A 25,408-nucleotide genomic window follows, 5' to 3' on the forward strand; every position below is an offset into this window, starting at 1 on the left:
TTCACGACGCGGAGGGGTCGCCCTTCTCCCACGCGCTGCGCGGAACGTGGGCGAATTGTTGATCGTCCGTCGGGTTCTCCACGGGCAGCGATTTCAGCATTTCCTTGTGCCCGTTGCGGACACTGCAGTACTTGAACGGCCCACGCGGATCGAACAGTTTCGTCATGTGCGGGTCGGCGTGGTCGAGGAACCACACGCTCAGACCCGTGCCGCCCTTCTGCCGGTAGAACTCCCATGCCTGCCACAGCGCGAGCAGACGCACGGCGGCCTCCGGGTGGCGCCACCATTCCGGGCACCACACCGTGTCGCTGATATCGGTGACCTGCCGCCGATAGATCTCACTGAGATACTCGTTCACGAACGACACCAGATCGGCGTAGGCGTAGTCCTGCGTCTCCGGATTCGATTCCTGGTCGTTCACAGCGGCTTGACCTCCTCGATTTCACCGATCTCATCCGGTGGCGGATTGTTCTTCGACAGTGTTGTGGGGGCCTGAGCGCTGAGCACCAGATCGTCGATGCGGGTCTTGCGGGTCGGGTCGTTGTCCTCGATCGAGCGGCGGACCGCGTCGGAGTATTCCGATTCCCACCACGGAACGGTGCGCACCAGCACCGCGGGCTGACCGGAGGTGAACACCACGGCCCGGCCACGCGGCAAGGTGGCCAACCCCTGGGCGGTGAAGGTGACCGACGAGCTGAGCGAGCGCGAGTAGCTCTTGCTGTTGCCCGACTGCGACACCGACGCCGAGATGGAGTCGTACTCGCCGATCGCCTCGGACCGGTCACGCAGGAACGCCATGTCGTCGACACCGCTGCCGAGCACCTTGATGTTGGCGGCCGACCACAGCGCGTTCATCCCGTCCGCACCCCAGCAGCGCGCACCCTGGGCCCAGGACTGCAGCACCGTCATCACCACGATGCCGCGCGAACCGAAGTGGCTGTACTGCTTGGGCAGGTCCTTCCAGCGCACCACGTTGGCGGCTTCGTCGAGGACGGCGAGCAGTGGGATCGGCAGCCGCCCGCCGGACGACATCGCCGCCTTGCGCATGGCCACATCGATCACGGCCTCGGTGAGGGCGCTCACCAGCGGCGCCGCCGATCCTCGACCTTCGAGCGAGAGGCAGTACAGCGTGCCGTTGCGTTCGATGAACTCGAGCTCGTCGAACTGCATCCGGTCGCTACCGCCCCGGGTGATCCACGGGTGCACATTGGACAGCTGCAGGCAGCGAATCATCTTCTTCGCCGTGCCGAAAATGCCGCTCTTGGTGCGCTGTTCGGCGTTGTACTGCATGGCGAGACCGGCAGCGGTGAAGTCATGGCCCGCGTCGCGCAGGTGTTGGATCGGTTCGCTGTTCTGCGAGTCGGTGACCCATTCCCACACCTGGGTGATCGGCCTGCCCGCGATCGCGGCGGCCAGGAACAGCCCGGCCAGCAGATCTTCGGCCTCGGGGTCGAAGAAGTTGTCACCGGTGTCGGCGCCACCGGATTCGGCGTCGGCGAAGTGCCCGGCCAGCCGGGCGGCCCGCATTTCGCAGCCTTCGCGCCGGAAATCGACCCAGGCCAGCGGATCCCAGAACCAGGTCGGCCGCTCCCCGGCCACGCCCTGCGGGTCGAACACGAAGGTGGCGCTGCCCTTGGCCTCGCGGACATTGCGGGTGGCGTCCACGACGTCACGTTTGTTGGACGTGGTGAGTACCGGGCCGATGGCGGACAGGATCGCCGGGATCACCCGTGACGTCGACTTGCCCTGGCGGGGACCCCAGATGTCGAGGTGCAGGTCTTCGTAGGAACCGTAGAGCGGCGTCCCGTCGGCCACGGCGACACCGATCGGCACACCGGGCGCGTCGTTGGTGCCGAGCCGCACCCCGAGGTCCTTGGCCTTCTGCCGCACCCCCTCCTCGGTGATCGAGGCGATCGCGCTCCCACTACCCATGTAGTCGGCCTTGTCGTCGATCGAGAGCCGACCCGCGACCGCCCGCTTCTTCATCTGCTTGCGGATGTAGAAGTACGCGAAGATCGCCGCGATCACCAGCAGCACGATCACGGTCGACGCGCGCGGCCAGTGCAGTTTGCCCCGGGCGAGGTCGGCGACCACGGCGATCGGGTTGACGGGCACGTTCTGCGGCTGCACCGACAGGGCGTTGCCCAGGTGCAGGGCAGCGGCGAGGACGCCGAGCGTCGCGAAGCCGACCACGATCAGGATGAGCGTCGTGTCGGGCCCGACCGCGGCCGGGTCCTTCACCTTTTTCTTCGCCACGTGTGCCTCCTCGAGGACCTTGTCGGATATGGATCTCAGCGGAACCCGTCGAGGCGCCAGCCTTGCGGCGTCTGCACCACGGTCGCGATGACCGTGCTCGGCGGTAGGTCTTCGGTGCGCCCGTCCGGGTAGACGACGGTCTGCTCGATGCCGATCTTGAACTGCGTCACGGCCGGGTCGGCGCTCGGCGGTGCCTTCTCCCCCGAGGCGAAGGTGAAGGCCGTCACCTCCGCCTTCGCCTTCGCCCAATCGGCCCACTGCAGCGACGGTTTCGGTGCCGCCGTGCCGGTCGGCGCGTCAAGCATACGTAACATGCTCGGCCCCAGCCATTTTCGCGCACGCGCCAGCGAATCACCGGGCTCCTCGGTGACCGGGTGCCAGGTGTACACCTCGCGCAACGCCACCACCGCTACCCCGTCGGGAGTGGTCGGGTCGACGGTGGCCGCGGCCTCGAGCAGCCGGGTGGTCGAACTCGCCTGTGGGCGCGCGGGATCGGCGTCGCCACCGCAGGCGACGAGCGCCGTACTCAGAAACGCCACGAGCATCACCGCCGGAGTCGTGCGGATTCGTGTTGTCTTCCACCAGGTTATCCCTGGTCGGGCCGCCCGTGTGGTCACACAACCCTCCTCGCCCGCGCGTCACCGGGCATCGCCACCTCGACGACACCGCCGCCACTGCGTCCGCTCGGCGCGACCGCCTGGATCACCTGACCGTTGCCGGCGTAGATCCCCACCTGCGCCGGTCCTTGCGGACCGAAATCACTGAATACCAGGTCGCCCACCGAGATTCGCCCGAGCGGCACCTCCGTGCCCGCCTCCCACTGCTGTTCGGCGGTGCGCGGCAGGTCCACCTCCCCCGCCGTCGCGGCGAACACCGCCGCGGCCGTCAGACCGGGGGCGTCGAATCCGCCACCGCTGGGCCCCTGCGGACCACCACCACCCCACACATACGGCACGCCGAGCCAGTCGTGGGCGGCCTCGGCGATCTGTGGTCCCTCGGCGCCGGGTTCGCGGGTGAACCGGCCCTGCGCGCCCGGTGCCCGGTACTGCGGTTCCATCGCCAGGATGTTGGTGACATACGGCCGGGTCTCGGAGTAGTGCGCCGCGTACCGATTCGGCATGCCGCCCGAGGCCAGCACCGCGCCCTCACCGGCGTTGTAGCCGGCCAGGGTGAGGGCGGCCAGGTCGCCGGACACCTTGCCCTGCGCGATCCAGCCCGCGATCTTGTGGGCGATGGCGCACATGTAGCGGGCCTGGCCGATGATGGCGTCGCCGTCGTCCCACACGCTGGCGGTGCCGTTGCCGTCGGCGTCGATGATGTAGGGCTGCCCGTCGTCGGGATTGATACTCACCGCCGTGCCGGGCAGGAACTGGGCCAGGCCCTGCGCGCCCGCCGGGGAGGTGAGCCCGCGCCGGAAACCCGACTCCTGCTTGGCCTGCGCGGCCAGCAGCGAGGAGGAGATCTCCGGGCAGACGGTGCCCGCGCGCCGGTACCAGATCTCCAGCTCGGCGGGAACTTTCCCGTCGGCGAGCAGGCCGCCCGCACTACCGAATCCACGCACACAGCTCGGGTCGTTCGAAAAGGCGCGTGCCCCGCCGACATCGGGGGTCGGCGCGCCGTCGAGCCACGGCATCGGGTCGATCTGGCGACCACCGGTGAAGCGACCGCCGGGCACGATCTCGAAATGCAGGTGAGGACCGCTCGATTCGCCCGCCGAACCGACCATACCGATGGGCTGACCGGCGGTGACGGTGTCACCGGTGCGCACCTTCACGCCGTGATCCCACATGTGCCCGTAGACCGCGGAGTAGGCGCGGCCGTTGTAGTCGACCGAGTCGACGACGATCCAGTTCCCGAACCCGGACGCGGGCCCGGCGGCGACGACCCGGCCGTCGGACACCGAATAGATCGTCGTCCCGTCGGCGGCGGCCATGTCGATGCCCTTGTGCCCGCCACCGCGTGAACCGAACACATCGGAGATGGTGAAGGTGCCGACCTCCATCGGCAGCGTGCGCCGCAGCGGCCCGACCCCGGCGGCCAGCGACGGTGTGCCGGTGACGGTCGCGTTCGTGGTCGTCGCCGTGGTGGTGGCGCCCGCACGGGTGTCGGCGCCGAGTTCGGGCAGCGTCGGCGCCGAGGAGCCGACCAGCACGTCACCGGTCTCGCAGGTCTCGTCCGAGGACGGCAACACGATCACCAGCACCATGGCCACCAATCCGATGACCGCGCCGAAGACGCCGATGATCATCGAGCGGGCGTTCATCGGCCACCGCCCCGGATCGCGTGCCGGGCGGCGAGGACAGGCTCGTCCGCCGCGGCGGTGTTCACGTGCGGCGCCGGGTTTCGTTGAGCGTGTCGGCGAGGGTGCGGTTCATCTCGGCGGCCGCGGCCAGCTGTTGTTGCAGCAGCACCACTTTGCGGCGCAACGCGGTGGCGTCCATCCGGTCCAGGCTCGGTCCCTCGGCCGCGCGCACCCAGTTGCGCACCGAGTTCGCGTGCACGCCGATCTGTTCGGCGACCACCCGGCACGCCTCGGACTCGCTGCGCAGCTTGTCGGTGAGCGCGATGACCTGTTCGACGGCGGCATTGCGCACCTCGGGCGAGACGCGGCGGTAGGACCGGTGCGGCATCATGACTGGTCCTCCTCCGGTGCCTGGCCTCTCGGGTGGTCGCCGAACTCGCTGAACCGCTGGTTCGTGTCGTGGATTCCGCTTTCTTTCTCCGACACCGTGAACTCCATGTGGAAGGGGATGCCGGGACGGCGATCCTCACCGATCTTCAGCAGGAACTTGCCGGTACCCGGCGGCGACGGCCGCTGCTGGCCCGGTTTGAGTGCCTCACCGGTGAGCGCCTGCGGCGCCGACCATCCGGTGACCATCTCCTGTTCGGCGGCCGTGAACGGCACCGTCGAATCCAGTCGCGAGATCTCCTCGGCGGGCAGGGCGCCGAAGATCTTGGCGCGGGCGCGTTCCAGGAAGCCGATGGCCTTGGCGATGGCGGCATCCGAACCCAGCGCCTGCAGGTCCTTGATGGTGTGGCTGATCATGATCAGCGCGGTGGCCAGACCGCGCTGCAGACGGGTCAGCTCGTCGACGCGGTCGACCATGAAGTCGCCGAGCCCGAGCACCTGCCACAGCTCGTCCATCACCACCTGGAAGTAGCGTTGCGGGCCGAGTTTCGCGTCGGCGAGCACGTGCGCCGCCTCCACCGAGGCGAATCCGTCGGCCCAGCAGGCCAGCATCACGGCGGCTTTGAGTTTCTTGTCGCCGGTCGGGATGTGGGACACGTCGATGCACACCGCGACGGCGCCGGTGTCGATGGGCACGCTGGTCTGGCCGTTGAAGATGGCGCCGAAGGGGCCCTGGGTGAGCGCGCGCAGCGAGCGGCGCAGATGCTTGATGGCGTGGGCGTATTCGTCCTCGTCGTCGGCGCCCGCGTCGAGCATGAGTTCCGGCCCGCCCGCGACGATCACCTCGAGGAGGTTCTCCATGATCGGCGGTTTGTCGGGGGCGTAGCCGCTGCCCGGCTGGTACAGGATGCGTAGGGCGGTGGCGATGAGGGTTTCCTCGAAGTCCGCCACCCGGGCGCCGCGGACCAGTTCCACGAGACCCGCGATCAGGGTGACCTGCCGGGCGCGCAGATCCTGCAGCACCTGCAGTTGCAGCGCCGGGAATTCCTCGAGCCGCGGCACCACCGAGCCGAGCACACCGGCGGCGAGCGGGTTGAGCTTGCCGTGCCCGTAGCCGAGGTCGATGACCTGCCCGCCGACGAGTTCGACCATCTTGCGGTAGTCGGGTTTCACGTCGGCCAGGATCAGCGGGGTGATGCCCTGGGCGATGCCGCCGAGCACGATCCGGCGCACCAGCGAGGACTTACCGAAACCGTTGAGCCCCAAGACGAAAAGGCTCGGCGCGGTGATGAAACTGCCGCGCATGAACCAGTTCATCGGGTCGAAGCACACCGGCGCGCCGGTGTGCAGATGCGAACCGAGCGGGGTGCCGATCAACGGTGCGCCCGCGCCGACGGACCACGGCCACAGGCCCGCGACCTGCGCGGTGGTCGCCCGGTACTCCACGGGGCGGCCGACCACGTTCATCTTGCCGCCGCCCGCGCCGGAGTAGCCCCGGTCGGTCAATTCGGCGGTGGTACGGTCGAATCCGTCCTTGACGACGGCCTCGGTGCGAGCCTGGGCGTTGTTGCGGCGCAGGTCGTCGGTGTGGATGCGGAAGGTGGCCCAGGCCGCGCGCAGACCGGACTGTTCGCGCGCGATCATCTCGTAGCGGGCGCGGGTGGCGTCGTCGAGCAGCGGGGGACCTTGGCGGCGTTCGGGTTTGGCCTTCGACCGCGCCGAGCGCCCCGCGCCCATGGCCCGGTCGGCGGCGTCGTCGGGGCGGATCGGACGCGCTGCCTTGGTGGGGCGCGCGACCTTGGCCGGCCGCTGCTTCTTGGTCAGGCGCGGTGCCTTCTTCGCGTTTCGCTGCGAATCCCCTTGGGCGCGTGCGTGATCCAGACGCGGCCCGTGATCCTCGTCGCGCAGACCGCCACTCGGACGCCGTTCGACGTCACGACGCGGGTCACGCCCCCGCCGCTCCCCCGCGCCCCGCCGCTGCCCACGCTCCCGGCCGCCGCGCATGTCGTCGGCGCCACGCACATCCTCACCGCGGCCACGCCCACGTGGGTCGTCGACCCGGCCACGCGGGTCGTCACCGCGCCCACGCACATCCTCACCGCGCCCACGCGGGTCGTCACCGCGCCGCCCGCGTATGTCGTCCGGGCGTGACCGGCGCTGATCCGCGCCACGGGCTCGGTCGGAACGCGACGGGTCTTCCCGCGACCTGCGCTCCCCCGCCGAACGTTCCTCACCCGCGCGGGAACCCCGCGACGGGTCGTCACGGTCGGTGCGCTCGTCGAGGCCGAGCACGTCGTCGCTCACGCGCGACGTGCTCCCCGCGGGGCGTGGCTCGCGTTCGCCGCGGATGCGTGGTGGCCGGTGGACCGGGCGCAACGCGATGTCGTCGCGGTCGCGCACCGGGGGTTCGTAGTCGCGTCCCATGATCGCCTCACCCCGCCAATGCCTTCGGAATGGTCGCGTGTTCGGGCAGGATCACACCGCAACCGAGAGAGGCCGCGAACGCCGCGGACTGGTACCGGTAGCACCGGCGGATCTTGAGGCGGGCCTGCGTCGACAGGTCACGCGTGATGGCCTCGATGCGCGGCAGGTCACCGCGCAGCGGTTCGGTGATGGTCACCAGGGCACCGAAGCGGGTGACACCGTGGCCGCGCGCCTGTTCCTCGCGCGCCTGCTGGGTGGCGCCGACGCGCAGCGTGGCCGCCGCCGACACCACACCGCGTTCGCTCTGCTGGGCCACGAGCGCGTTCTTGAAGTCGTCGTCGACGATCTCGGCGGCGTCGGCGGCCGAATGCGGCCGGTAGACGATCGCGATGCGCTTGCGTGGCACTTCGGGATTCGGCGCGAGCAACCGCTGCAGCACCCGCTCGTCGACCGCGCCTTCCGGTGCGGCGTCCATCTCCCAGGTCACCGAGCGGCCGCCGTCGTGGATGAAGTGGTCCCACTTCTCGTCGTAGGACACCGGGCCCGCGTCGTCCCAGCCGAGGCCGTGCCCGCCGGGATCGGCAGCGGCAACCTCCAGATCGGCCTGGGCCGCCGGGTCGTAGCTGCGCCGGATGAAGGAGATGACCTCCTCGGCCGACATCGGCTGTGCCCGCACGCCCGCCTCGGCCAGCGCCGCGCAGATGCCGGGCAGCCGTCGCCCGATCTCCACGGCCTCCTCGGCCGGGTTCTTGCGCCGTTCGGCGGTGGTCGCCTTGAACGTGATCGCCACGCGCGGCAGCAATTGCACACGCTCCTGCGGCAATTCGGTGGCCAGCTCGTACATCACCTGCTGTGCCAGGTCAGGGGCTTCGGGGCGGGTGATCGTGGAGACCTCGTTGAGCAGGCGGTTACCGGTTTCGGGCACGGTGTCGATGACCGGGACCACCGCGACGATGTCGCTGGTCTGGCCCACCGACGCCAGGAAGGTGCCCCAGGCGGCGACCCAGCGGTCGATCACCGGCTGGTCGACCGCCTCGTGGCCCTGCGGCCAGGCACGAAGCACCACCGTGTACTGCGCGAACGCGGGCAGGTGGATCATCCCGAAGTGGTAGCCGCCCGCGTCGATGCCCTCGTAGAGCTTCGACGGGGCGAGCAGCCCCGGTAGTTTCGTGACGCCGCCGGGGATCCGGGAGAACCGGCCACCGCGGTACACGTGCTCGCCGTTGCGGCGCGAGCGCATCCAGTTGAACATCATCAGTCCCGTCTCATAGCCCGAACGGCCCCCCGTCCGCCACACCAACGGCACCATCACCAGCGCGCCGAAGCCGCCGACGATGAAACCCCATTTGAATCCGCCGACCATCGCACAGACCAGTGCCGTGATCACCACGACGAAACCGATGACGGTCTCTTCCCAGCGCAGGCCGAAAAGGCCGGCGCTGCGCGGTTTCTGCCACAGCCCGTAGGAGCGGCGCTCGTAGGTGTCGGTCGCGGAGGTGCTCATCGCGGAATCGTGCTCCTGCCGAGGTCGGGTGAACGGTTGGCCCAGCGGTCACCGGCCACGTCGCCCGCCCGCTCGTCGGCGCGGGCGGTGGTGGCCGCCGCGGCCCGGGCGGCGGCCATGTTGCGGGCGGCGCCCGAGGGCACCGAGCCCGAACTGGCCGGTGGCGGCGCGGAACCGCCACCGCGTGGCGGCGGCGTGGGTCGCGGAGCGCCGCCGCGCTGGGCGGCCGCGCCACCCGCCCCGCCTGCCTGGTTGCCGAAGTAGCCCGCCGTGCCCGGTGCCGCGACCGGCCGGGCGGCCACGGCCTTGGTGCCGACCGCGCCGAGCGCCATCGCGCCGAGCGCCACACCGCCGGTGGCGATCAGACCCGAGCCGCCGGTACCGACGGTGGCCACGGCGGGCGCGACCAGACGCATCAGCGCGGGCAGCACGAACGCCACGCTGCACAGCAGCACCAGCGCGACCAGCATCCGCTGGGCGTCCTCACCGCTGGGCAGCCCACCCGAGGCGGTGGTCTCGTCGGTATGCCCCGCCGTGGTGAACGCGATCATGTACACGATCGCCGCCACCGGTTTGAACAGCATGAACGCGATGATCCAGCCGACCAGCTTCTGATACGACTGCTTGCCCGTACTGGTCGCCGACGCCGCCGCGGCCAGCGGCAGCACACCCGCCGCGACCACGAGCAGACCTTGGCGCACGATCGCGAGCACGATCTGGGCGAGCGCGCCGAGCAGGCCGACGATCGCGATGATCAGCACCAGACCCGGCGAAAATGCTTGCAGCTTCGAGGTTTTCACCATCAGCTCGGCCATGTTCTTGGCGTTGCCGCCGGTGGCGTCGGCGATGATCCACTCGGAGAACTTGTCCGAGGCGCGCGTTCCCGCCACGATCACCGCGCCGAGCATCCACGAACTGAACACCACGCGGGCGAACAGCCGGAACGACTCGGCGGCCTCGCTCACGGCCGCCCCGCGTCTGGCTTCGGCCAATCTGCCACCGGTGATGATGACCGAGGCGATCAACAGCAATATCTGGATCTGATACGTGTAGTCGTTGATCTTGGTGAACAACGCGCCCGAGTCGCTCACCGCCTCGTTGGGCACCTTCATCCAGAAGGTCAGGGCAAGGATCAGCGCCTCACCGAGACCCTTCATCAGCGAGTCGACCACCTTGCCGAAGGTCGAGTCCCACGCCTTGTCCTTGACCGCCGTCGCGGCGTCGCCCGGATGCGTGGCGGCATTGCCGGCCTTGCAGACCGCCGACGCGGCATCACCCAGCGAGACACCGGGAATGGCGACGCTGTCGAGCGTGTCGTGCAGTTCGTTGCACGCCTCGTCGAAGCCGTAGGTCTGACCGTAGGCCACGGTCGGGGTCGCGATCATCACGGTGAAGATCACCGCGAATATTGTGACGATTCGCCTCAGCATTGTCGGCACCCCTCGATGGTTGGTCACCATGTCGTCCACCCCGCCAGCGATTCCACGTATTCGGTCCGGTTGTTGGTGGTGGTCGACGGTTTCAGCCGCCAATCACCGTCGTCCCACACCACGATCAGCCGCATGGCCGCGTACAGCTGTTTGCCGTCGACCACCGGGCCGCGCGAGGCGAGTCGCACGATCGCCATGTCGTCGGCGTAGTCATCGATGCGGAAGGCGTCGGAGGCGACGAAGTAGCGCGTCACCTTCTCCGGCTGCTGCTCGGGCAGTTTGTCGGCGGCCAGCGCCGAGTCGTAGGCGGCCAGCTGGGTGGAGCTCACCCGCAGCTGCGTCACGTACAGGTCGCGGTCGGCGGGCCTGGCGTTGAGCCGGTAGGTGATCTGCGCGGCGGCCAGCGCGGCGCCCTGCGGGGTGTGCGCGTAGCCGACGGCCAGTCCGGCCTCGATCCGCGACGGCCCGTCGGAGGTGGAGAACGGCACCGACGCGCCGTAGACCCGTTGCCACCCGTGCGGTTTCGTGGTGCCCGCCGGGGCGGCGGTGAGCCAGTCCGGGTCGTCGGGTGTGCGCCGCGCGCTCGGGTCCTGGGCCAGCGGTTGCCCGGCCGGGTTGTTGGGGATGTCGACGCGCCTGCCGAACAGGTCGACCTCCGGTTCGGCGAAGCCCGTGCCGCCCGCCGCCTGCGGTGGCGGCGGACCGGCGTCGATCTCCCCCTCACCGCTGCTGGTGAAGTACACGACCGCGCCGACGACGAGGATGAGGGCGAGCAGGGCACCGGAGGCGATCATGCCGAACGACGCGCGGTCGCGCGTCGACGCCTCCTTCTCGCTCACTGCGGTGCCTCCAATGTCACGATGTCGGGTGGTAATTCGTCGATCGCGTCGACGGGTCGGGTGGTGGACTCCGGGTCGGGTAAGCGCAGTCGCCAGTCTTGTCCGTACCAGTTCACCGCGGTGTGGTTCACCGCGCGGGAACGGTCCGAGTACTCGGTGTAGACGTCCACACGGGCTTGCTCGTCACGGTATTCGGTGATTTTGTAACCCAACAATTTCGGCGCGTACTCGGGCGCGGCGGGCCCGGTGATCGACAGCTGCACCCGGTTGATCGCCCATTCGTCGCGTGCCGGTCCCGGCACGAGGCCCCGGTTGACGACGGTGGCCCAGTCGTCGTCGGGTGCCACCGACAGCCGGATGGTGTGGGTGAGTGCGGCCAGCCCCGCCCCGCGCGGGGAGTGCTCGAATCCGGTTGCGGCGCCCTGCTGCAGCTGGGCGGGCCCCTGATCGGCGTGGGGCAGGGCGATGCCCTGGTAGTGCTGCCAGCGCACGCCGGTCGGTGCCGCGGACAGGTCGGGGCCCGCGTCCTGCTCACCGCAACCCGCTGCGGCGGTGAGCAGGGCGATACCGACCAGCACCGGTCGTGTCACTGTGGAATTCATGGTCGTGCCTTCGTCGTCCGCTGCCTCACGCCGGCAGGAATGCCAGCGCGATCGCCGACGCGGTGCTGGCGACCGCGGCGCCGATCAGGCTCATGAGCACACCGTGTGAGGCATCGTTGACGGCGAGGTCGCTGCGGAACGCGATCCACAGCCGACCCGCCGACAGGATCATCCAGGCCAGGCACGACAGCAGCACGAACCACAGCAGCCAGTTGAGCAACTGCATCAGCGGCGCGAGCACGTCGGCCGGGATCTGTTTGTAGGCGAGCACGGCGATCACTAACCGATGACCGCATTCATGATCGTGCCCGCGCTGGTGGCGACGACACCACCGATCATCGCGCCGGCGACCATCTTCGGCGACTCGAGGCCACCGCCGGTCCAGCGCTCCCACGCGAACTTGCCGCCCGCGTAGGTGATGCCGCAGATACCCGAGAGCAGCACGAACCAGGTGAGGTATCGCACCAGCTGCAGGATTTTCTCCGAGCCGGGAGGAGCTTCCGGGGTCGGGTTACCGACCTGGGCAAGCACGGTGCCGTACGTGTCCTGCACGGCGAGGAGGAGCATGCTCATCGGGTGCCTTTCTCCCACTGTAAAGGTGTTGTGCCACAAACACTTCGACGCCGACACACGTTTGTACACCACAGACGGCCGACGCGCCCGGCCGTCATGATCGACCCCGCTGCGCCGCCGACGAGATCGGCGAACCGAGGCTCGTCCTGATGGCGGCGACCAGATCGGTTCCCAGCTCACCGATCTCGATCGGAACCTCGTCGAGCGGGTCCGGCCTGCGCTTGCGGGCCACCACCTCGTCGCCCGGGGACCACACCGGCAGTGCCTCGGATTCGACGAGGGTCCATTCCTCGAACCACGGCACCTGCCAGACGTGCCCGGCCAGCGAACCGACCACATCGCGGTAGCGGCGGATCTCGGCGGGCATCCGCCCCGGCCGTGCGGCGACGGTGATCAGGCCGAGCACCAGCGACGGTCCGGCCAGCCCCGCGTGATGCTGGCGCAGCAGATCGTGGGCACGGGTGAGTCCCGAGATGGTCTCGCGCGCGACGAGCACCACGTAGGGCGATTCCCGATCGAAGACCCCCGGCCAGCGGCCACGGGCGTCCGCGGCGGGCGCGAGGACATGCGCGAGCGTGGTGGCGCCTGCCCCACCGTGCACGCCGAGCAACCAGACCAGCGGCGCCCGTCCCACCCCGGGGACCGGGCGCTCCCAGATCTTGGCGCGCAACGATTCAGGCGGCGCGACGACACCGGCGGGCGCGTCCGGTTCACGACGACGACGTAGATTCATAGCTGCCGTCATGATGCCACTCCCGCGAGCAAGCTCCCATATGCCGCACGCGTCGTCTCGGCGAGCTCGCTGTGGCGAACCAGTTCGCCGCGCGCCAGATGCGGGTCGTAGGGGATCTCGACGACCTCACGCACCCACCCCGACAGGTGTTCGCGCAAATGCTCCGCAACGCGCGAATCGTCCTGCGAATACTGGTGGGAGACAACGATGGTGGTGTCGGCCACGACTCCCGCGCCGTCGTCGCCGTAGTGGTCGTCGAGCCATTCCAGGGTCACCCGCAGCCGGTTGGCGGCATCGACCCGGGCCGGAATCGTCAGGACGAGCGCGATATCGGCGTCGTCGAGCAGGGGGCGCAGTTGCCGTCCGGCAATCGGATTGCCGCCGTCGTAGACGGCGGTGTAGCCACCGGCGTCCAATGCCCTGGCGACAGTGAGATATGTCGCGCGCCGCCGCAGCGGGGTCGCGTCGCGCCAGAGCAGCCCGAACCCGGAGGTGGACCGCGACAGGCAGTCCTCGATCGGGGCCGGTTCGTCGTCGCCGCGCCCGTAGACCCACGACTGCAGGTTCACCGGGTGCAGGTGTTTGTCGGCGCCGCGCAGTGCGAGGTCGCTGCCCGCGGCGGTGGCGTCGACAGCGACGGTCACCGCACCGTCGATCGCCGAGGCGGCGGCCAGGCCGAGAGTGGTTGTCGTGGTGCCCGCGCCGCCGCAGCCGCCGACGACGAGGATCGGCCTGCGTGCGCCGCCGGAACGCGCGCCACCCCTGCGCCGCAACCGCACCACCGGAGCCGGGTCACGCGCGAGGTCGTCCGACGGGTCCCCCTCGGGGGCCTCGTCGAGCCATCGGCTCCAGTCGTCTGTCATCGCCTTGCTCCTTACCCTGCCGCGATGCCCGCGATGAGCGTGCGATCGCCGACGCGCGTCGTTCGCACCAACTGCTTGGTGTAGGTGGCCGGCGCCCCCGCGGGCCGGAATTCGGTGACCTCCACGGTGTACCGGTCGGGGGCGACGGTGGTGATCCGCACGCAGTGCGTCGTGCCGACCGGGATGGAATCGATGCCGCGCTGGATCACCGCGGCCGAGGACACCTCGGCGTCGGGGGTGACCACCGCGCGTGCCTCGGTGCCCGACCGGGTCACGTAGTAGGCGTGCTGGAAGGCGAGCACCGCGTCGGGGCCGGAACCCGTGCCGCCGGGTTCGGCGCTGCGGACCACGAACTCGGTGCGTTCGGTCGGGCAGGCGCCACCGGCGTCGGCGGTGAGGTTGCCCGCCGTGAAGTGCAGCGGGGTGGCCGGTTGCGCGGCGTGGCTGCTGCCTCGCCCGAACAGCAGGAACATCACACCGGTCGCGGCGACCACCAGCACCAGCACGGCGACCGCGAGCACGACCCATGAGCGGTTGCGCTGCCGGGCACGGCGCTCACGCAGGGCGCCGGAGGGTTCGAGCACATGCGCTTCGTCGTAGTCGTCGGCGGTGTCGGCCCACGGGAACTGGACGAGTTCGGCGTCGTAGTCGTCGTCGGGACCTGGCGCGTGTTCCACCCAGTCCGACCAGCCGCCGGTGAATTCGCTCCGCCGCGCGGCGTGTTCGGCCAGCGGCACGGGCTCGGGCACGGAGGGCCGCGTTTCCATGATCGGCGCCGGCTCGCGCTCCTGCGCGTAGTAGTCGACGGCCGGTTCATCGCGGGGAGGCGTGTGGTCCGCGACCGATTCGGAATCGTCCTCGGCGAAGCGCTCCCACTCCCGATCGGCGGCGACGAACGGGTCGCGCTCGCGCGTCCGGAATTCGGCGATCGGGGCGGGATGGTGCTCAGCGTGCCGATCCGGATCGGGATCCTGCCCCTGCTGTCGGGTCTCGGTACGGACCGGCGTTTCCTGCTCCGCCGAGCGCGGTGCCGGGTCGGCAACGGGGTCCGGTTTGGTGAAGTCGCGGTCGGTGAAGTCCTCGGCGCAGGCTTCGTCGACTTCGGGGGCAGGCTTGGCCCAGGGCTGGCCGGAGCGCTCGACGGGCGTGGCCGGATGGTCCGCCGTCGGGATGCGCTCGGGGCGCTGCGAATATCGGGCGGGGGCCTCGTCGTCGCCCGCCACCTGCTCGGTGGTGTCCTGGCGCGCAGGGTCGGCCGTGTCGGTTTCCGGCTCCAGCGCCGAGTACCAGCGCGACAGTTCGTTGTACGACTTCAACATTCCCCCCTTTCCGCTACGCCGGGCACATGGATTCGCATCGATACCTCTCGGTACTCAGTTCACTGAGAACAGGCTGGTAGGTGATGGTTCGGGTGTCGCGGCAGGCGGAGTCGTCGCGCCGCCGGATGAGGCGCCATCGGCTCCTGTCCCGAACGGAAATTGTCCCCCATGACCGGGTTTCGATGGCGTAGGCTCGCCGGTTCGGCTGGTGAACAGGCCGGGGTCGGGCGTGTCGGGCCCGCCGAGCGGTGTCGCGCCGCGCCCGGAGGTTGCCGCGGCGTCGCGGGCGATCGCGGCGAACCAGTCGGCCACGTACTGGGTGGGCGTCGCCCCCTGGGCGCCGACCCCGATCTGGGAGTAGGCGACGTGGCGCTGCATGGAATCCCAGTAGCGCACCCAGGTGCTCACGTCCAGCAGTTCCCGGTTGTCGGTGATGTTCTGCGCCACCGCCGTGAAGGCCTCGTTCACCAGGCGTACGCCGGTGGTCGGCGGGATCAGTTGGGCGACGGCGCCGACGAGCTTCGTCCCGAGCAGCGTGAGCCCGGCCAGCGGGTTCGACAGTGCCGCCGTGGCCAGTTCGGCGATGCTCGCCGGCGTGAGCACGGTCTTCACCACGGTCGCGACGGAGTTGAGGCCGATCATGCCCACCTTCAGCAGCGCCTGGAACGCGGCGTTCACGTCGAGGGTGGCGCGCGGGTCGGCGGCGTCGGCGAGACGCTGGGAGATCGACTTCTTCGGCGAGAGCGACACATCGGCCAGCGTGCTGCCCGCGATGTCCTCGTTCACCACGGTCGAGGCGGTCTTGATCGAGGTGAACGCCAGCGCCTGCGCGATCGAGACCAGCGAACCGATGGGGTCACCGCCGGAGAGTTTCACCTGACTCACCAGGCTGGTCACCGCCCGCATGAGTGGCGCGTTCTGCGGTGCGTCGCACGCGAGATCGCCTGTGGCACAGAAGCTTGCGACGCGACCTGTGAGTTTGCCGTAGTCACCGGCCCGGTCGTAGCGGGAACCGAGCCCGCCGCCGGGGGCCGGGGCCTGACGAACCTCGCCGAGGTCGTCGACAGCGGAGCCCTCGGTGCCGGGAGCGGCGAGCGGGGTGGCGCGGTCGGGTGCGCCGGGGAACAGCGGCGCGTTCTCGCCCCGGGTCGGATCGGCGAACAGCGCGACCGCGGCGACCTTGTCGGCGGGCAGCACGCCGGTGCCGGAACCGACCTCCTGCGCGAACAGCGAAGCCACGTGGGCGCCTTGCGAATACCCCACCACGGCGATGCGCGAGTCCGGGCACCGCTGAGCTACCTGCGTGGCCATCGACCGCAGGCGCTCGAGGCCGCCGTCGACCGATTCGGTGTAGGGCACGACTCCGCCGGGAACGGCACCGCCGAAGCCCGCTTCGTAGGGAACGTAGGCGCGGTCGACGAGTCCCGGTTCGGCGGCCGCGGCGAGCAACGGCCGGAAGACGGTGCTCAACATGCCGGTGTCGGTGCTCGGCGCGGCATCGGGCGAGGACTCCCCCGTGCCCTGAATTCCCAAGGCGTACAACGCAGGACAGGCATCGATGGCCACGCGAGTCGACGGTGCGGCGGGGGTGACCTCTTCCGCGGCGGCCACCCCCGCCGACACCGACGCCGAGGCAACGGTGATCGCGATCATCGTCACCGTGAGTCGTGTCGTGCACCGAGCCATATCGATCCGCATCACAGTCCGTTTCGGCTGACCAGTGGAACGTTGAAACGCAGTAAACCGTAACAGATTCCGGGTATCCGAACCCCTGCCCTAACCGGCCCTTTCACTGCCCCCAGCAAACCCTTTCCGGCCAGCAACTTTCCGGCGACCCATCCGCCTCCCCGCGACTTCAGGCCAGACTCAGGGGCGGACTGCGTCGCGTCGGCGGCCAGACTCGGGCGCATGAGGAATCAGCCCATACCCGGTGAGTTACCCATGTGCTCGCGAGATCACCCGGTACGGGCATGACGTGACCAGCCCATCGGGGCTGGTCACGTCAGGCGGCCGAGGTCACCCGGTAGACGTCGTAGACGCCTTCCACATTGCGCACCACATTGAGTAGGTGGCCCAGGTGTTTCGGGTCGCCCATCTCGAAGGTGAATTTGCTGATCGCCACCCGGTCGCCGTGCGTGGCAACCGAGGCCGACAGGATGTTGACCTTCTCGTCGGCGAGCACCTTGGTGACATCGGAGAGCAACCGCGTGCGATCCAGCGCCTCGATCTGGATGGCGACGAGGAACACCGACGACGGCGACGGCGCCCACTCCACGTCGATGATCCGTTCGGACTGCGACTGCAGCGAGCCCGCGTTGGTGCAGTCGGTGCGGTGAACACTCACCGCCCCGCCACGGGTCACGAAGCCCATGATCTCGTCACCTGGTACGGGCGTGCAGCATTTCGCGAGCTTGGCGACGGTGCCGGGGGCGCCGGGGATGAGCACGCCCGCGTCGCCGGTGACCCGCTGCCTGCTCGGCGTGGTCGACGGCGTGGACCGTTCGGCCAGCTCGTTCTCCACATCGCCGATGCCGCCGAGCTGGGCCATGAGCCGCTGCACCACGTGGTGCGCCGACACCTGGTGTTCGCCGACGGCGGTGTAGAGGGTGGAGATGTCGGTGTAGTGCAGTTCGTGCGCCACCGCGGTCATCGCGTCGACGCTCATCAGCCGTTGCAGCGGCAGCCCGACGCGGCGGACCTCCTTGGAGATCTGCTCCTTGCCGCTCTCGAGCGCCTCCTCGCGCCGCTCCTTGGCAAACCACTGGCGAATCTTGGCCTTCGCGCGGGGCGAGACCACGAAGTTCTGCCAGTCGCGGCTGGGCCCGGCGTTCTGCGCCTTGGAGGTGAAGACCTCGACGACCTCGCCGTTCTCGAGCTGACGTTCCAGCGCGACGAGCCTGCCGTTGACGCGGGCGCCGATGCACTTGTGGCCCACCTCGGTGTGCACCGCGTAGGCGAAGTCGACCGGCGTCGACTTCTGCGGGAGCGTGATCACGTCACCCTTGGGGGTGAACACGAAGATCTCCGGCGACTTCAGGTCGAAGCGCAGCGACTCGAGGAATTCGGCCGGGTCGGCGGCTTCGCGCTGCCAGTCGAGCAGCTGACGCATCCACGCCATGTCGTCGACCTCGGCGGCGTCACCGGAGTGTTTGCCCTTGGTCTCCTTGTAGCGCCAGTGCGCGGCGATGCCGAACTCGGCGGTCCGGTGCATGTCGTGGGTGCGGATCTGCACCTCGAGTGGCTTGCCGTCGGGACCGACGACGGTGGTGTGCAGCGACTGGTAGACCCCGTAGCGCGGCTGGGCGATGTAGTCCTTGAACCGGCCCGCCATCGGCTGCCACAGCGAGTGCACCACGCCGACGGCGGCGTAGCAGTCGCGGACCTCCTCGCACAGGATCCGCATGCCGACCAGGTCGTGGATGTCGTCGAAGTCTTTGCCCTTGACGATCATCTTCTGATAGATCGACCAGTAGTGCTTGGGCCGCCCCTCGACGACGGCGTTGATCCGCGACGCGGCCAGCGTGTTGACGATCTCGGCACGCACCTTCGCCAGGTAGGTGTCGCGCGACGGCGCCCGGTCCGCGACCAGGCGGACGATCTCGTCGTACTTCTTGGGGTGCAGGATCGCGAACGCGAGGTCCTCGAGCTCCCACTTGACCGTGGCCATCCCGAGCCGATGCGCCAGTGGCGCGATGACTTCGAGGGTTTCCTTGGCCTTCTTGGCCTGCTTCTCCGGCGGCAGGAAACGCATGGTCCGCATGTTGTGCAGCCGGTCGGCCACCTTGATCACCAGCACGCGCGGGTCGCGGGCCATCGCGATGATCATCTTGCGGATGGTCTCGGCCTCGGCGGCCGCGCCGAGGTTGACCTTGTCGAGCTTGGTCACCCCGTCGACGAGGTGGGCGACTTCCTGGCCGAATTCCTCTTTGAGCTGGTCCAGCGAGTAGCCGGTGTCCTCGACGGTGTCGTGCAGCAGCGCCGCGACCAGGGTCGTGGTGTCCATGCCGAGTTCGGCGAGGATGTTGGCGACCGCGAGCGGGTGGGTGATGTACGGGTCGCCCGACTTGCGGAACTGCTTGGCGTGGCGTTCGTCGGCCACGTCGAAGGCACGCTGCAACAGTGCGAGGTTGGCCTTCGGGTACAGCTCCCGGTGCACCGTCGCCAGGGGTTCGAGTACGGGCTTGACCGCCGCGATCCCGCGCTGACCGGTCATCCGCCTGGCCAGCCGGGCACGCACGCGCCGTGATGCCGAACTGGGCACCGCGGCGGTGGGCGACTGCTTCGCGGGTTCGGGCTTGCCCTGGGCACCACCGGTTGGCGCGGCGTCGGTGGACCCCTGCCCAACCTTCGCCTCGCCGAGTTGTCGAGTCATGCCACCACCTCTCACGCCGCATTCGACCTTGTCAGCCGACTGCTGCAACCGCCCGGACCACCAACTTTAGTCCCCACACCGACCTGGTGTTCGATTCCCCGGGGTCACAGACACGCGACGGTAGTACGACGCTCCGACACGAACCGATCCGACCGCCCACCACGCGCCCTTTCGCGATGATCTATCGCGCTGTTGACACCGGCGATCCACTGTGGCCATCTCGGTGGGTGGGGAACACAGCACCAGTCCGTATCGCCGCTACCGCCGACCTGCACATGCGTCCGGCCGTCGCGGGAAAATTCCGATCCGACCTCCTCGAGCTGGGGAACAAGGCCGATCTGCTGTTGCTGGCCGGTGACCTCACCGACGGCGGCACCGTGGCCGAGGCCGAGCTGCTCTGCGCCGAACTCGCAGGGCTGCCGGTGCCGGTCGTGGCGGTGCTGGGCAATCACGATCACGACGCAGGCGCCGGCGATGTGATCGCGGGCATGCTCGCGGGCATCGGGGTGCGGGTGCTCGACGGCGAGGCGACGGTCTGCACTGTGCGCGGGCACCGGGTCGGTATCGCCGGGGTGATGGGCGGCTCCGGCGGCTTCCCGGCGTATCCCGGCGACCCGGACTCCGGGAGCGAGGAGCACCGGGCGCTGATGCGTCGCGGGGCCGTCGACGCGCGGCGGCTACGGGCGGCGCTCGAAGCGCTGGATACGCCGACGCGGATCGCCCTCACCCACTTCTCCCCGACCGTCGACACTCTGGCAGGCGAACCGGTCTCGATCTACCCCGGTCTCGGTTGTCAGGCGCTGGGCGAGGCGATCGACGTCGCGGGCGCTACGCTCGCGCTGCACGGACACGCACACGCGGGCGCCGAAGACGGCCGGACCACGGGAAACATCGCGGTGCACAATGTTTCGTATCCGGTGCTGCGCCGCACGTACGCACTCTACGACTTGGCGACCACCGCCGCTGCCGGCTGAACACACGCATGCGCGGCGCCGTGGCGCGGATCAGTTGTCGAAGGCCCACACGACAGCCGGGCGGCCGGTGGCGCGGACCCGGCGGCGTTCGCCGGTGCGGTGCAGGCCGGGGATGGTGGCGAGAGTGCGGTTGAGGTTGGCGGGGTCGGGGCGGGTGCCGTGCAGGGCGGTGGTCAGGTCGACCGCGCGGGTGGCGGGGAATTCGGCACCTGCCAGGGCGCGGGTGAAGGTGGGGTCTTTCCAGAGGAGGGCGGCCAGTGCCGGCCGGGTGGTGTCGATGATGTGGTTGTGGTCGAAGGCCAGCGGGGGCACCTCGTCGAAATCGACCCATTCGGCGGGGCCCTCGTGTTCGGCGACGACCGCCCACATGGCGATCGCGAGGGTGGGGCCACGGGGGTCGCGGTGTGGTTCGTCGAAGGTGCGCAGCTGGCCGACCGCGACGATCGCGGTATCGGGCACGCCGAGTTTGCCGAGGACCGCGCGGCGGGCGGCCTCGACCAGGCGCTCGCCCCGCCCGAGCAGGACGCCCGGCAGGGCCAGCTGCCCGGTGAAGGGTTCGAATTCGCGGGCCGCGATGCCCACGCGCACGCCGGTGTCGCCCTCCCAGCAACGCAACGTCACCACGTCGATCGACACAACGGACTGCTCCACGTCACCCCATCTGTTCGTCGTCCCGGGCGAACGCCGCGGGTATCGGTCGCCCCCGATCATGCCCCTGCCTATTCGACCAGCCCGTCGGGGGTGAGTTCGAGGGTCCGGGTGACGCCGATGTCGTCCAGGAACCGCTGATCGTGGCTCACCACGAGCAGCGCACCTTCGAAGCTTGCCAGTGCCTGGGTGAGATGCGCCAGGCTCGGCAGGTCCAGATTGTTGGTCGGTTCGTCGAGCATCAGCAGCTTGGGCGCGGGTTCGGCGAGCAGCAGCGTCGCCAGCGCCGCCCGCAGTCGTTCCCCGCCCGACAGCGCCGACGCCGGGATGTCGGCGTCGGCACCGCGAAACAGGAAGCGCGCCAGCTGTCCCCGGATCTGCTCGGCCGAAGCGTGCGGTGCGGCATCGGCCACGTTCTCGAACACCGTTCGCGCGTCGTCGAACACGTCGAGCCGCTGGGGCAGCAACCGCCACGCCACCTTCGGACCCGCCGCGACGATCCGCCGCAGCAGGGTGGTCTTGCCCGCGCCGTTGCGTCCGGTGAGCGCGATCCGTTCCGGCCCGCTCACCCGCAGGTCGACGACGGGACCGTTGGCCAGGCGCACCTGGTCGAGGGCGATCACGTCCTGTCCCGGGTACAGCCGGGTGCCGGGCAGTTCGATCCGGATCTCCCGGTCGGCACGCACCGACTCCTCGGCCTGGTCGAGGGTTTCGCGAGCGGTGTCGAGTTTGTCGATGTGGGAGTTGCGCAGCTTGCCCGCCGACACCTCGGCACTGCGTTTGCGGTTGCCCATCACGATCTTCGGCTCACGCTTGGTGTCGGACATCTTCTGTCCGTAGCGCTTTCGGCGGTCGAGTTTGATCCTGGCCGCTTCCAGTTCACGTGCCTGTTTGCGGACGTCGCTGCGCGCGTCGCGCACGGCGGCGAGCGCGGCCTGTTGTTCGGCCTCGACGATGCGTTCGTAGTCGGTGAAATTGCCGCCGAACGACCGGATCCCGCCCGCCCGGAGTTCGGCGATACCGTCCATCCGGTCGAGCAGTTCGCGGTCGTGGCTGACCACGATCACCGTGCCGGTGAACTGGCGGATCACCGTGTAGAGCCGTGCCCGCGCGACCGAGTCCAGGTTGTTGGTCGGTTCGTCGAGCAGCAGCACATCCGGTTCGCGCAGCAGTTCGGCGACCAGCCCGAGCAGCACCGTCTCCCCGCCGGAGAGGGTGTCGAGGGTGCGGTCGAGGTCGGCGACGGATCCGGCCACGTAGTCGAGGCCGAGTTTGCCGAGCAGCGCGACCGCCTCGTCCTCCACCTGCCAGTGGTTGCCGACGGTGTCGAAGTCGGCGGCATCGGCCGTGCCGTGCTCGATGCGGTGTAGTGCCGCCCGCAGCGTGTCGATCCCGAGGACGGCATCGACACGCTGACCGGTACGCATGCCGAGATCTTGACGCAGATAGCCGAGATCGCCCGGCACGGTGATCGATCCGCGCATCGGGCGCAGTTCACCGGCGATCAGCCGCAGCAGCGTGGACTTCCCGGCGCCGTTGGCACCGACCAGACCGATCTGGCCGGGCCCCATGGTGGCATCGAGGCCGTCGAAGACGACGGTGCCGTCGGGCCAGTGGAAAGTGAGATCGGAAAAAGACAGCGTTGACATGCGGACCACCTCAAGGTGCGACGGATACGCGGTGCGCACAGTGCGGACCGCCCGAAAGCGCTACCTCAAGAAATCAACGCATGACTCCGATCGCCGGGAACAAGACCCTTCATTGATAACACCGCTCCCCCACACCACGCCACCTATTTTTTCCGCGCGTGAGCCCGCTCACCTGCATACCCTCGCTGCGCGACAGGTCACTATCGTGAAAGACGAACGCGGACAGAGGGGGTCGTAGATGAAGGCCGACGTGGTCGTCCTCGGCGGCGGGTACGCCGGGATCAGCGCCGCCAAGCGCCTGGCCCGTCACCCGGGCGTCCAGGTGACGCTGCTGAATCCGGGCACCGACTTCGTGGAACGCATCCGGTTGCACCAGTACCTCGCGGGCACACACCGAGCCCATCGGCCGCTGCGCGGCGTCCTGCCCGACGCCGTACGCATCGTCACCGCTACCGCGCAGGTCATCGACGCCCGGCACCACCACGTGCGGACCGATTCCGGTGACGAGATCGGCTACGACCACCTCGTCTACGCCCCCGGCAGCCACACCGACGACACCGGGATCGCCGGTGCGGCCGAGCACGCCGTCTCGCTCGGCACCCGTGCCGAAGCCGACCGCGCCCGCCTGCGCCTGGCCGACCTGCCCGCCGGCGCCACGGTGACGGTGATCGGTGGCGGCCTCACCGGCATCGAAACCGCCGCCGAACTCGCCGAAACCGGTGCTGTGCGGGTGCGATTGGTGACCGGCGAGCTGGGCCACAGCCTGTCCGCACGAGGGCGTGTCCGCGCGCGTACCGGGTTGGCGGCGCTCGGGGTGGCGGTGGTCGACCAGGTGGCGGTCGCGGCGATCGCCCAGGACAAGATCACCCTCGCCGACGGCACCGTCCTCGACACCGACCTCGCGATCACCACCACCGCCTTCGCACCCTCGGACCTGGCCCGGTCGAGCGGGCTGGAAGTGGATACGGCCGGGGCCATGCTCGTCGACGACACGCTGGTCAGCACAACGAGTCCGAACATCGTCGGCGCCGGTGACGCGGTCGCCCTCGGCACGAACCCGCTGCGGATGAGCTGTCAGGCCGCGGTGCCCTGCGGTGTGCACGCCGCCGAGACCGTCCTGCGAGTCCTCGCGGGTCGTGAGCCGAAACCCTTGCGCCGCAAGTACATCGGTCAGTCCGTGAGCCTGGGGCGTCGTGATGCGCTCATCCAGTTCTCCGATCTCACCGACCGCCCGCTCTCCGCGGTCCTCACCGGCCGCACGGCCGCACTGCTGAAGGAACAGGTCTGTCGTGCGACGTTGCGCGGTGGGCAGCTCGGGCCGCTGCGGACGAGCTGGACATGGTGAACACCGGACGGGCGGCGGGCGATCGATAACCGGCGGGCGAGCAGCGCCCACCGTCAGTGGAAGGTGACAGATGTGTTGACCACAGTGCGCGCGGCGAAACAGGCCGACGTGGGGGCGCTGGCCGAAACCTTGGCCTCGGCGTTCCAGCACGACCCGGTGATGAGCTGGATCCTGCCGGACCCGCAGCGCCGGGCGGCCGGCCTGCCCTGGTTCTTCGGTGCGATGGCCAGGCACTACTTCGTTCCGCTCGGCGCCTGCGAACTCGCGACCCGACCCGACGGCACCATCGGCGGTGCGACCCTGTGGGCGCCGCCGGGACCATACGGTTCCTTCGGCGCCGACCTGCGTGCCATGCCCGGGCTGTGGCGGGCGTTCGGCCGCCGGATCCTGGCGGGCAAGACCGTCGGCGACCTGCTGAAGAAGCACCATCCGAGCCGACCGCACTGGTACCTGTCGGTGATCGGCACCGCCCCCGACGTGCGTGGCGGCGGCTACGGCGGGGCGCTGCTGCGCTCACGCCTGGACCGCTGCGACGCCGAGGGCACCGCCGCCTACCTCGAATCCAGCAACCTCGACAACATCGCCTACTACGAACGCTTCGGCTTCGTCGTCACCGGCGAACTGCACCTGCCCGACGGGCCGTCCGTGTGGCCGATGTGGCGCGAACCTAGAGCTTGACGATCGAGGTCACCGGGTAGTCACCCTGGTGCTCACGGCCCTTCAGGAACTCCAGTTCCAGCACGACCGCAGCCGCGACCACCTCGGCACCGACCTCGGTGAACAGTCCGGCCGCCGCGGCGAGGGTGCCGCCGGTGGCGAGGACGTCGTCGAGCAGCAGGATGCGCTTGCCCGCGAGCTCCACCCCGTCGGCGGGGATCTCCAGTGCGGCACTGCCGTATTCGAGCTGGTACTCGCGCGAGACGACCGGCGGGGGCAGCTTGCCGCCCTTGCGGATGGCCAGCACACCGGTGCCGAGGGTGGCGGCCACCCCGGCGCCGAGCAGGAAGCCGCGCGCGTCCACCCCGGCGACCAGGTCCACGTCGGTGGCGACGGCGGCGAAGCAGTCGATGACCGCGCGGAAGCCCTCGGCATCGGCGAAGACGGGGGTGAGATCGGCGAAACGCACGCCGGGGGTGGGGAAGTCGTCGTGCCAGCGGGTGAGCCGGGCGACCGCGTCGGCGGCCTTACCGGTCCGCATCCCGACCTGATCGGCGGATTCGACCACCGCGTGCTTACTCATCGCCACCT

23 protein-coding genes are annotated in these 25,408 nt (G+C 69.6%); 3 read left to right on the forward strand and 20 right to left on the reverse strand.

Going from position 1 to position 25,408, the window contains the following annotated elements; translation table 11 throughout:
• Position 1: 1 nt before the first annotated feature.
• From AB0I35_RS05585 to AB0I35_RS05665, 17 genes are all read right to left on the reverse strand, one after another.
• The gene (locus tag AB0I35_RS05585; RefSeq protein ID WP_225280601.1) at positions 2-421 is read right to left on the reverse strand and encodes a DUF4913 domain-containing protein; all 420 of its coding nucleotides are present in this window, start codon (positions 419-421) and stop codon (positions 2-4) included.
• A complete protein-coding gene (locus AB0I35_RS05590; RefSeq protein WP_357394561.1) occupies positions 418-2,256 on the reverse strand; it encodes a TraM recognition domain-containing protein in 1,839 nt (612 codons plus the stop codon). The genes AB0I35_RS05585 and AB0I35_RS05590 overlap by 4 nt, the downstream gene beginning before the upstream one ends.
• Before the next feature lie 35 nt (positions 2,257-2,291).
• Positions 2,292-2,873, reverse strand: coding sequence for a hypothetical protein (locus AB0I35_RS05595; protein ID WP_243749687.1), 582 nt, complete (start codon positions 2,871-2,873; stop codon positions 2,292-2,294).
• Positions 2,870-4,519, reverse strand: coding sequence for a peptidoglycan DD-metalloendopeptidase family protein (locus tag AB0I35_RS05600; RefSeq protein WP_357394563.1), 1,650 nt, complete (start codon positions 4,517-4,519; stop codon positions 2,870-2,872). The genes AB0I35_RS05595 and AB0I35_RS05600 overlap by 4 nt, the downstream gene beginning before the upstream one ends.
• A gap of 61 nt (positions 4,520-4,580) precedes the next feature.
• Positions 4,581-4,889, reverse strand: a complete 309-nt coding sequence (locus AB0I35_RS05605; protein ID WP_067493524.1) for a transposase — start codon at positions 4,887-4,889, stop codon at positions 4,581-4,583.
• Positions 4,886-7,309 carry a hypothetical protein gene (locus tag AB0I35_RS05610; RefSeq protein ID WP_357394564.1) on the reverse strand — a complete coding sequence of 808 codons (2,424 nt, stop codon included), beginning with the start codon at positions 7,307-7,309 and terminating at the stop codon, positions 4,886-4,888. The genes AB0I35_RS05605 and AB0I35_RS05610 overlap by 4 nt, the downstream gene beginning before the upstream one ends.
• A 7-nt stretch (positions 7,310-7,316) precedes the next feature.
• The gene (locus AB0I35_RS05615; RefSeq protein ID WP_357394565.1) at positions 7,317-8,813 is read right to left on the reverse strand and encodes an SCO6880 family protein; all 1,497 of its coding nucleotides are present in this window, start codon (positions 8,811-8,813) and stop codon (positions 7,317-7,319) included.
• The gene (locus AB0I35_RS05620) at positions 8,810-10,213 is read right to left on the reverse strand and encodes a hypothetical protein (protein ID WP_357394567.1); all 1,404 of its coding nucleotides are present in this window, start codon (positions 10,211-10,213) and stop codon (positions 8,810-8,812) included. Before AB0I35_RS05620 ends, AB0I35_RS05615 begins: the two co-directional genes overlap by 4 nt.
• Positions 10,214-10,266: 53 nt before the next feature.
• The gene (locus tag AB0I35_RS05625) at positions 10,267-11,082 is read right to left on the reverse strand and encodes a hypothetical protein (protein WP_225280594.1); all 816 of its coding nucleotides are present in this window, start codon (positions 11,080-11,082) and stop codon (positions 10,267-10,269) included.
• Positions 11,079-11,684, reverse strand: a complete 606-nt coding sequence (locus AB0I35_RS05630; protein ID WP_357394568.1) for a hypothetical protein — start codon at positions 11,682-11,684, stop codon at positions 11,079-11,081. The genes AB0I35_RS05625 and AB0I35_RS05630 overlap by 4 nt, the downstream gene beginning before the upstream one ends.
• Before the next feature lie 25 nt (positions 11,685-11,709).
• Complete coding sequence (locus AB0I35_RS05635; protein WP_067493516.1) at positions 11,710-11,964, reverse strand: hypothetical protein; 255 nt, start codon at positions 11,962-11,964, stop codon at positions 11,710-11,712.
• A complete protein-coding gene (locus tag AB0I35_RS05640) occupies positions 11,964-12,257 on the reverse strand; it encodes a hypothetical protein (RefSeq protein WP_067493819.1) in 294 nt (97 codons plus the stop codon). Before AB0I35_RS05640 ends, AB0I35_RS05635 begins: the two co-directional genes overlap by 1 nt.
• Before the next feature lie 94 nt (positions 12,258-12,351).
• On the reverse strand, positions 12,352-13,002 hold the full coding sequence (locus AB0I35_RS05645) for a hypothetical protein (RefSeq protein ID WP_357394569.1): 651 nt from the start codon (positions 13,000-13,002) through the stop codon (positions 12,352-12,354).
• On the reverse strand, positions 12,999-13,853 hold the full coding sequence (locus tag AB0I35_RS05650; RefSeq protein WP_357394570.1) for a hypothetical protein: 855 nt from the start codon (positions 13,851-13,853) through the stop codon (positions 12,999-13,001). The genes AB0I35_RS05645 and AB0I35_RS05650 overlap by 4 nt, the downstream gene beginning before the upstream one ends.
• An 11-nt stretch (positions 13,854-13,864) precedes the next feature.
• Positions 13,865-15,172, reverse strand: a complete 1,308-nt coding sequence (locus tag AB0I35_RS05655) for a hypothetical protein (RefSeq protein WP_357394571.1) — start codon at positions 15,170-15,172, stop codon at positions 13,865-13,867.
• A 54-nt stretch (positions 15,173-15,226) separates the two neighbouring features.
• Positions 15,227-16,825 (reverse strand): cutinase family protein, encoded by a 1,599-nt coding sequence (locus tag AB0I35_RS05660; protein ID WP_357395002.1) that lies wholly within the window; start codon positions 16,823-16,825, stop codon positions 15,227-15,229.
• Between the two features lie 349 nt (positions 16,826-17,174).
• Entirely contained in the window at positions 17,175-19,544 is a 2,370-nt protein-coding gene (locus tag AB0I35_RS05665) for a RelA/SpoT family protein (protein WP_357394572.1), read from the reverse strand.
• Positions 19,545-19,771: 227 nt separating this feature from the next.
• Here AB0I35_RS05665 and AB0I35_RS05670 point away from each other — a divergent pair, with 227 nt between their 5' ends.
• A complete protein-coding gene (locus AB0I35_RS05670) occupies positions 19,772-20,518 on the forward strand; it encodes a metallophosphoesterase (protein WP_357394573.1) in 747 nt (248 codons plus the stop codon).
• 30 nt (positions 20,519-20,548) lie between these two features.
• Here the strand turns inward: AB0I35_RS05670 and AB0I35_RS05675 are convergent, their stop codons facing one another.
• Together AB0I35_RS05675 and AB0I35_RS05680 are read right to left on the reverse strand one after the other, a co-directional pair.
• Positions 20,549-21,169 carry an NUDIX hydrolase gene (locus AB0I35_RS05675; RefSeq protein WP_357394574.1) on the reverse strand — a complete coding sequence of 207 codons (621 nt, stop codon included), beginning with the start codon at positions 21,167-21,169 and terminating at the stop codon, positions 20,549-20,551.
• A gap of 68 nt (positions 21,170-21,237) precedes the next feature.
• Positions 21,238-22,815 (reverse strand): ABC-F family ATP-binding cassette domain-containing protein, encoded by a 1,578-nt coding sequence (locus AB0I35_RS05680; RefSeq protein ID WP_357394575.1) that lies wholly within the window; start codon positions 22,813-22,815, stop codon positions 21,238-21,240.
• A 238-nt stretch (positions 22,816-23,053) separates the two neighbouring features.
• Here AB0I35_RS05680 and AB0I35_RS05685 point away from each other — a divergent pair, with 238 nt between their 5' ends.
• Positions 23,054-24,160, forward strand: coding sequence for an FAD-dependent oxidoreductase (locus AB0I35_RS05685; RefSeq protein ID WP_357394576.1), 1,107 nt, complete (start codon positions 23,054-23,056; stop codon positions 24,158-24,160).
• 72 nt (positions 24,161-24,232) lie between these two features.
• The gene (locus AB0I35_RS05690) at positions 24,233-24,838 is read left to right on the forward strand and encodes a GNAT family N-acetyltransferase (RefSeq protein ID WP_357394577.1); all 606 of its coding nucleotides are present in this window, start codon (positions 24,233-24,235) and stop codon (positions 24,836-24,838) included.
• Here the strand turns inward: AB0I35_RS05690 and AB0I35_RS05695 are convergent.
• A complete protein-coding gene (locus AB0I35_RS05695) occupies positions 24,828-25,400 on the reverse strand; it encodes an adenine phosphoribosyltransferase (RefSeq protein WP_357394579.1) in 573 nt (190 codons plus the stop codon). The genes AB0I35_RS05690 and AB0I35_RS05695 overlap by 11 nt on opposite strands.
• Positions 25,401-25,408: the final 8 nt, after the last annotated feature.

The organism is Nocardia sp. NPDC050378 (assembly GCF_040655675.1).
Classification (GTDB): Bacteria; Actinomycetota; Actinomycetes; order Mycobacteriales; family Mycobacteriaceae; genus Nocardia; species Nocardia coubleae.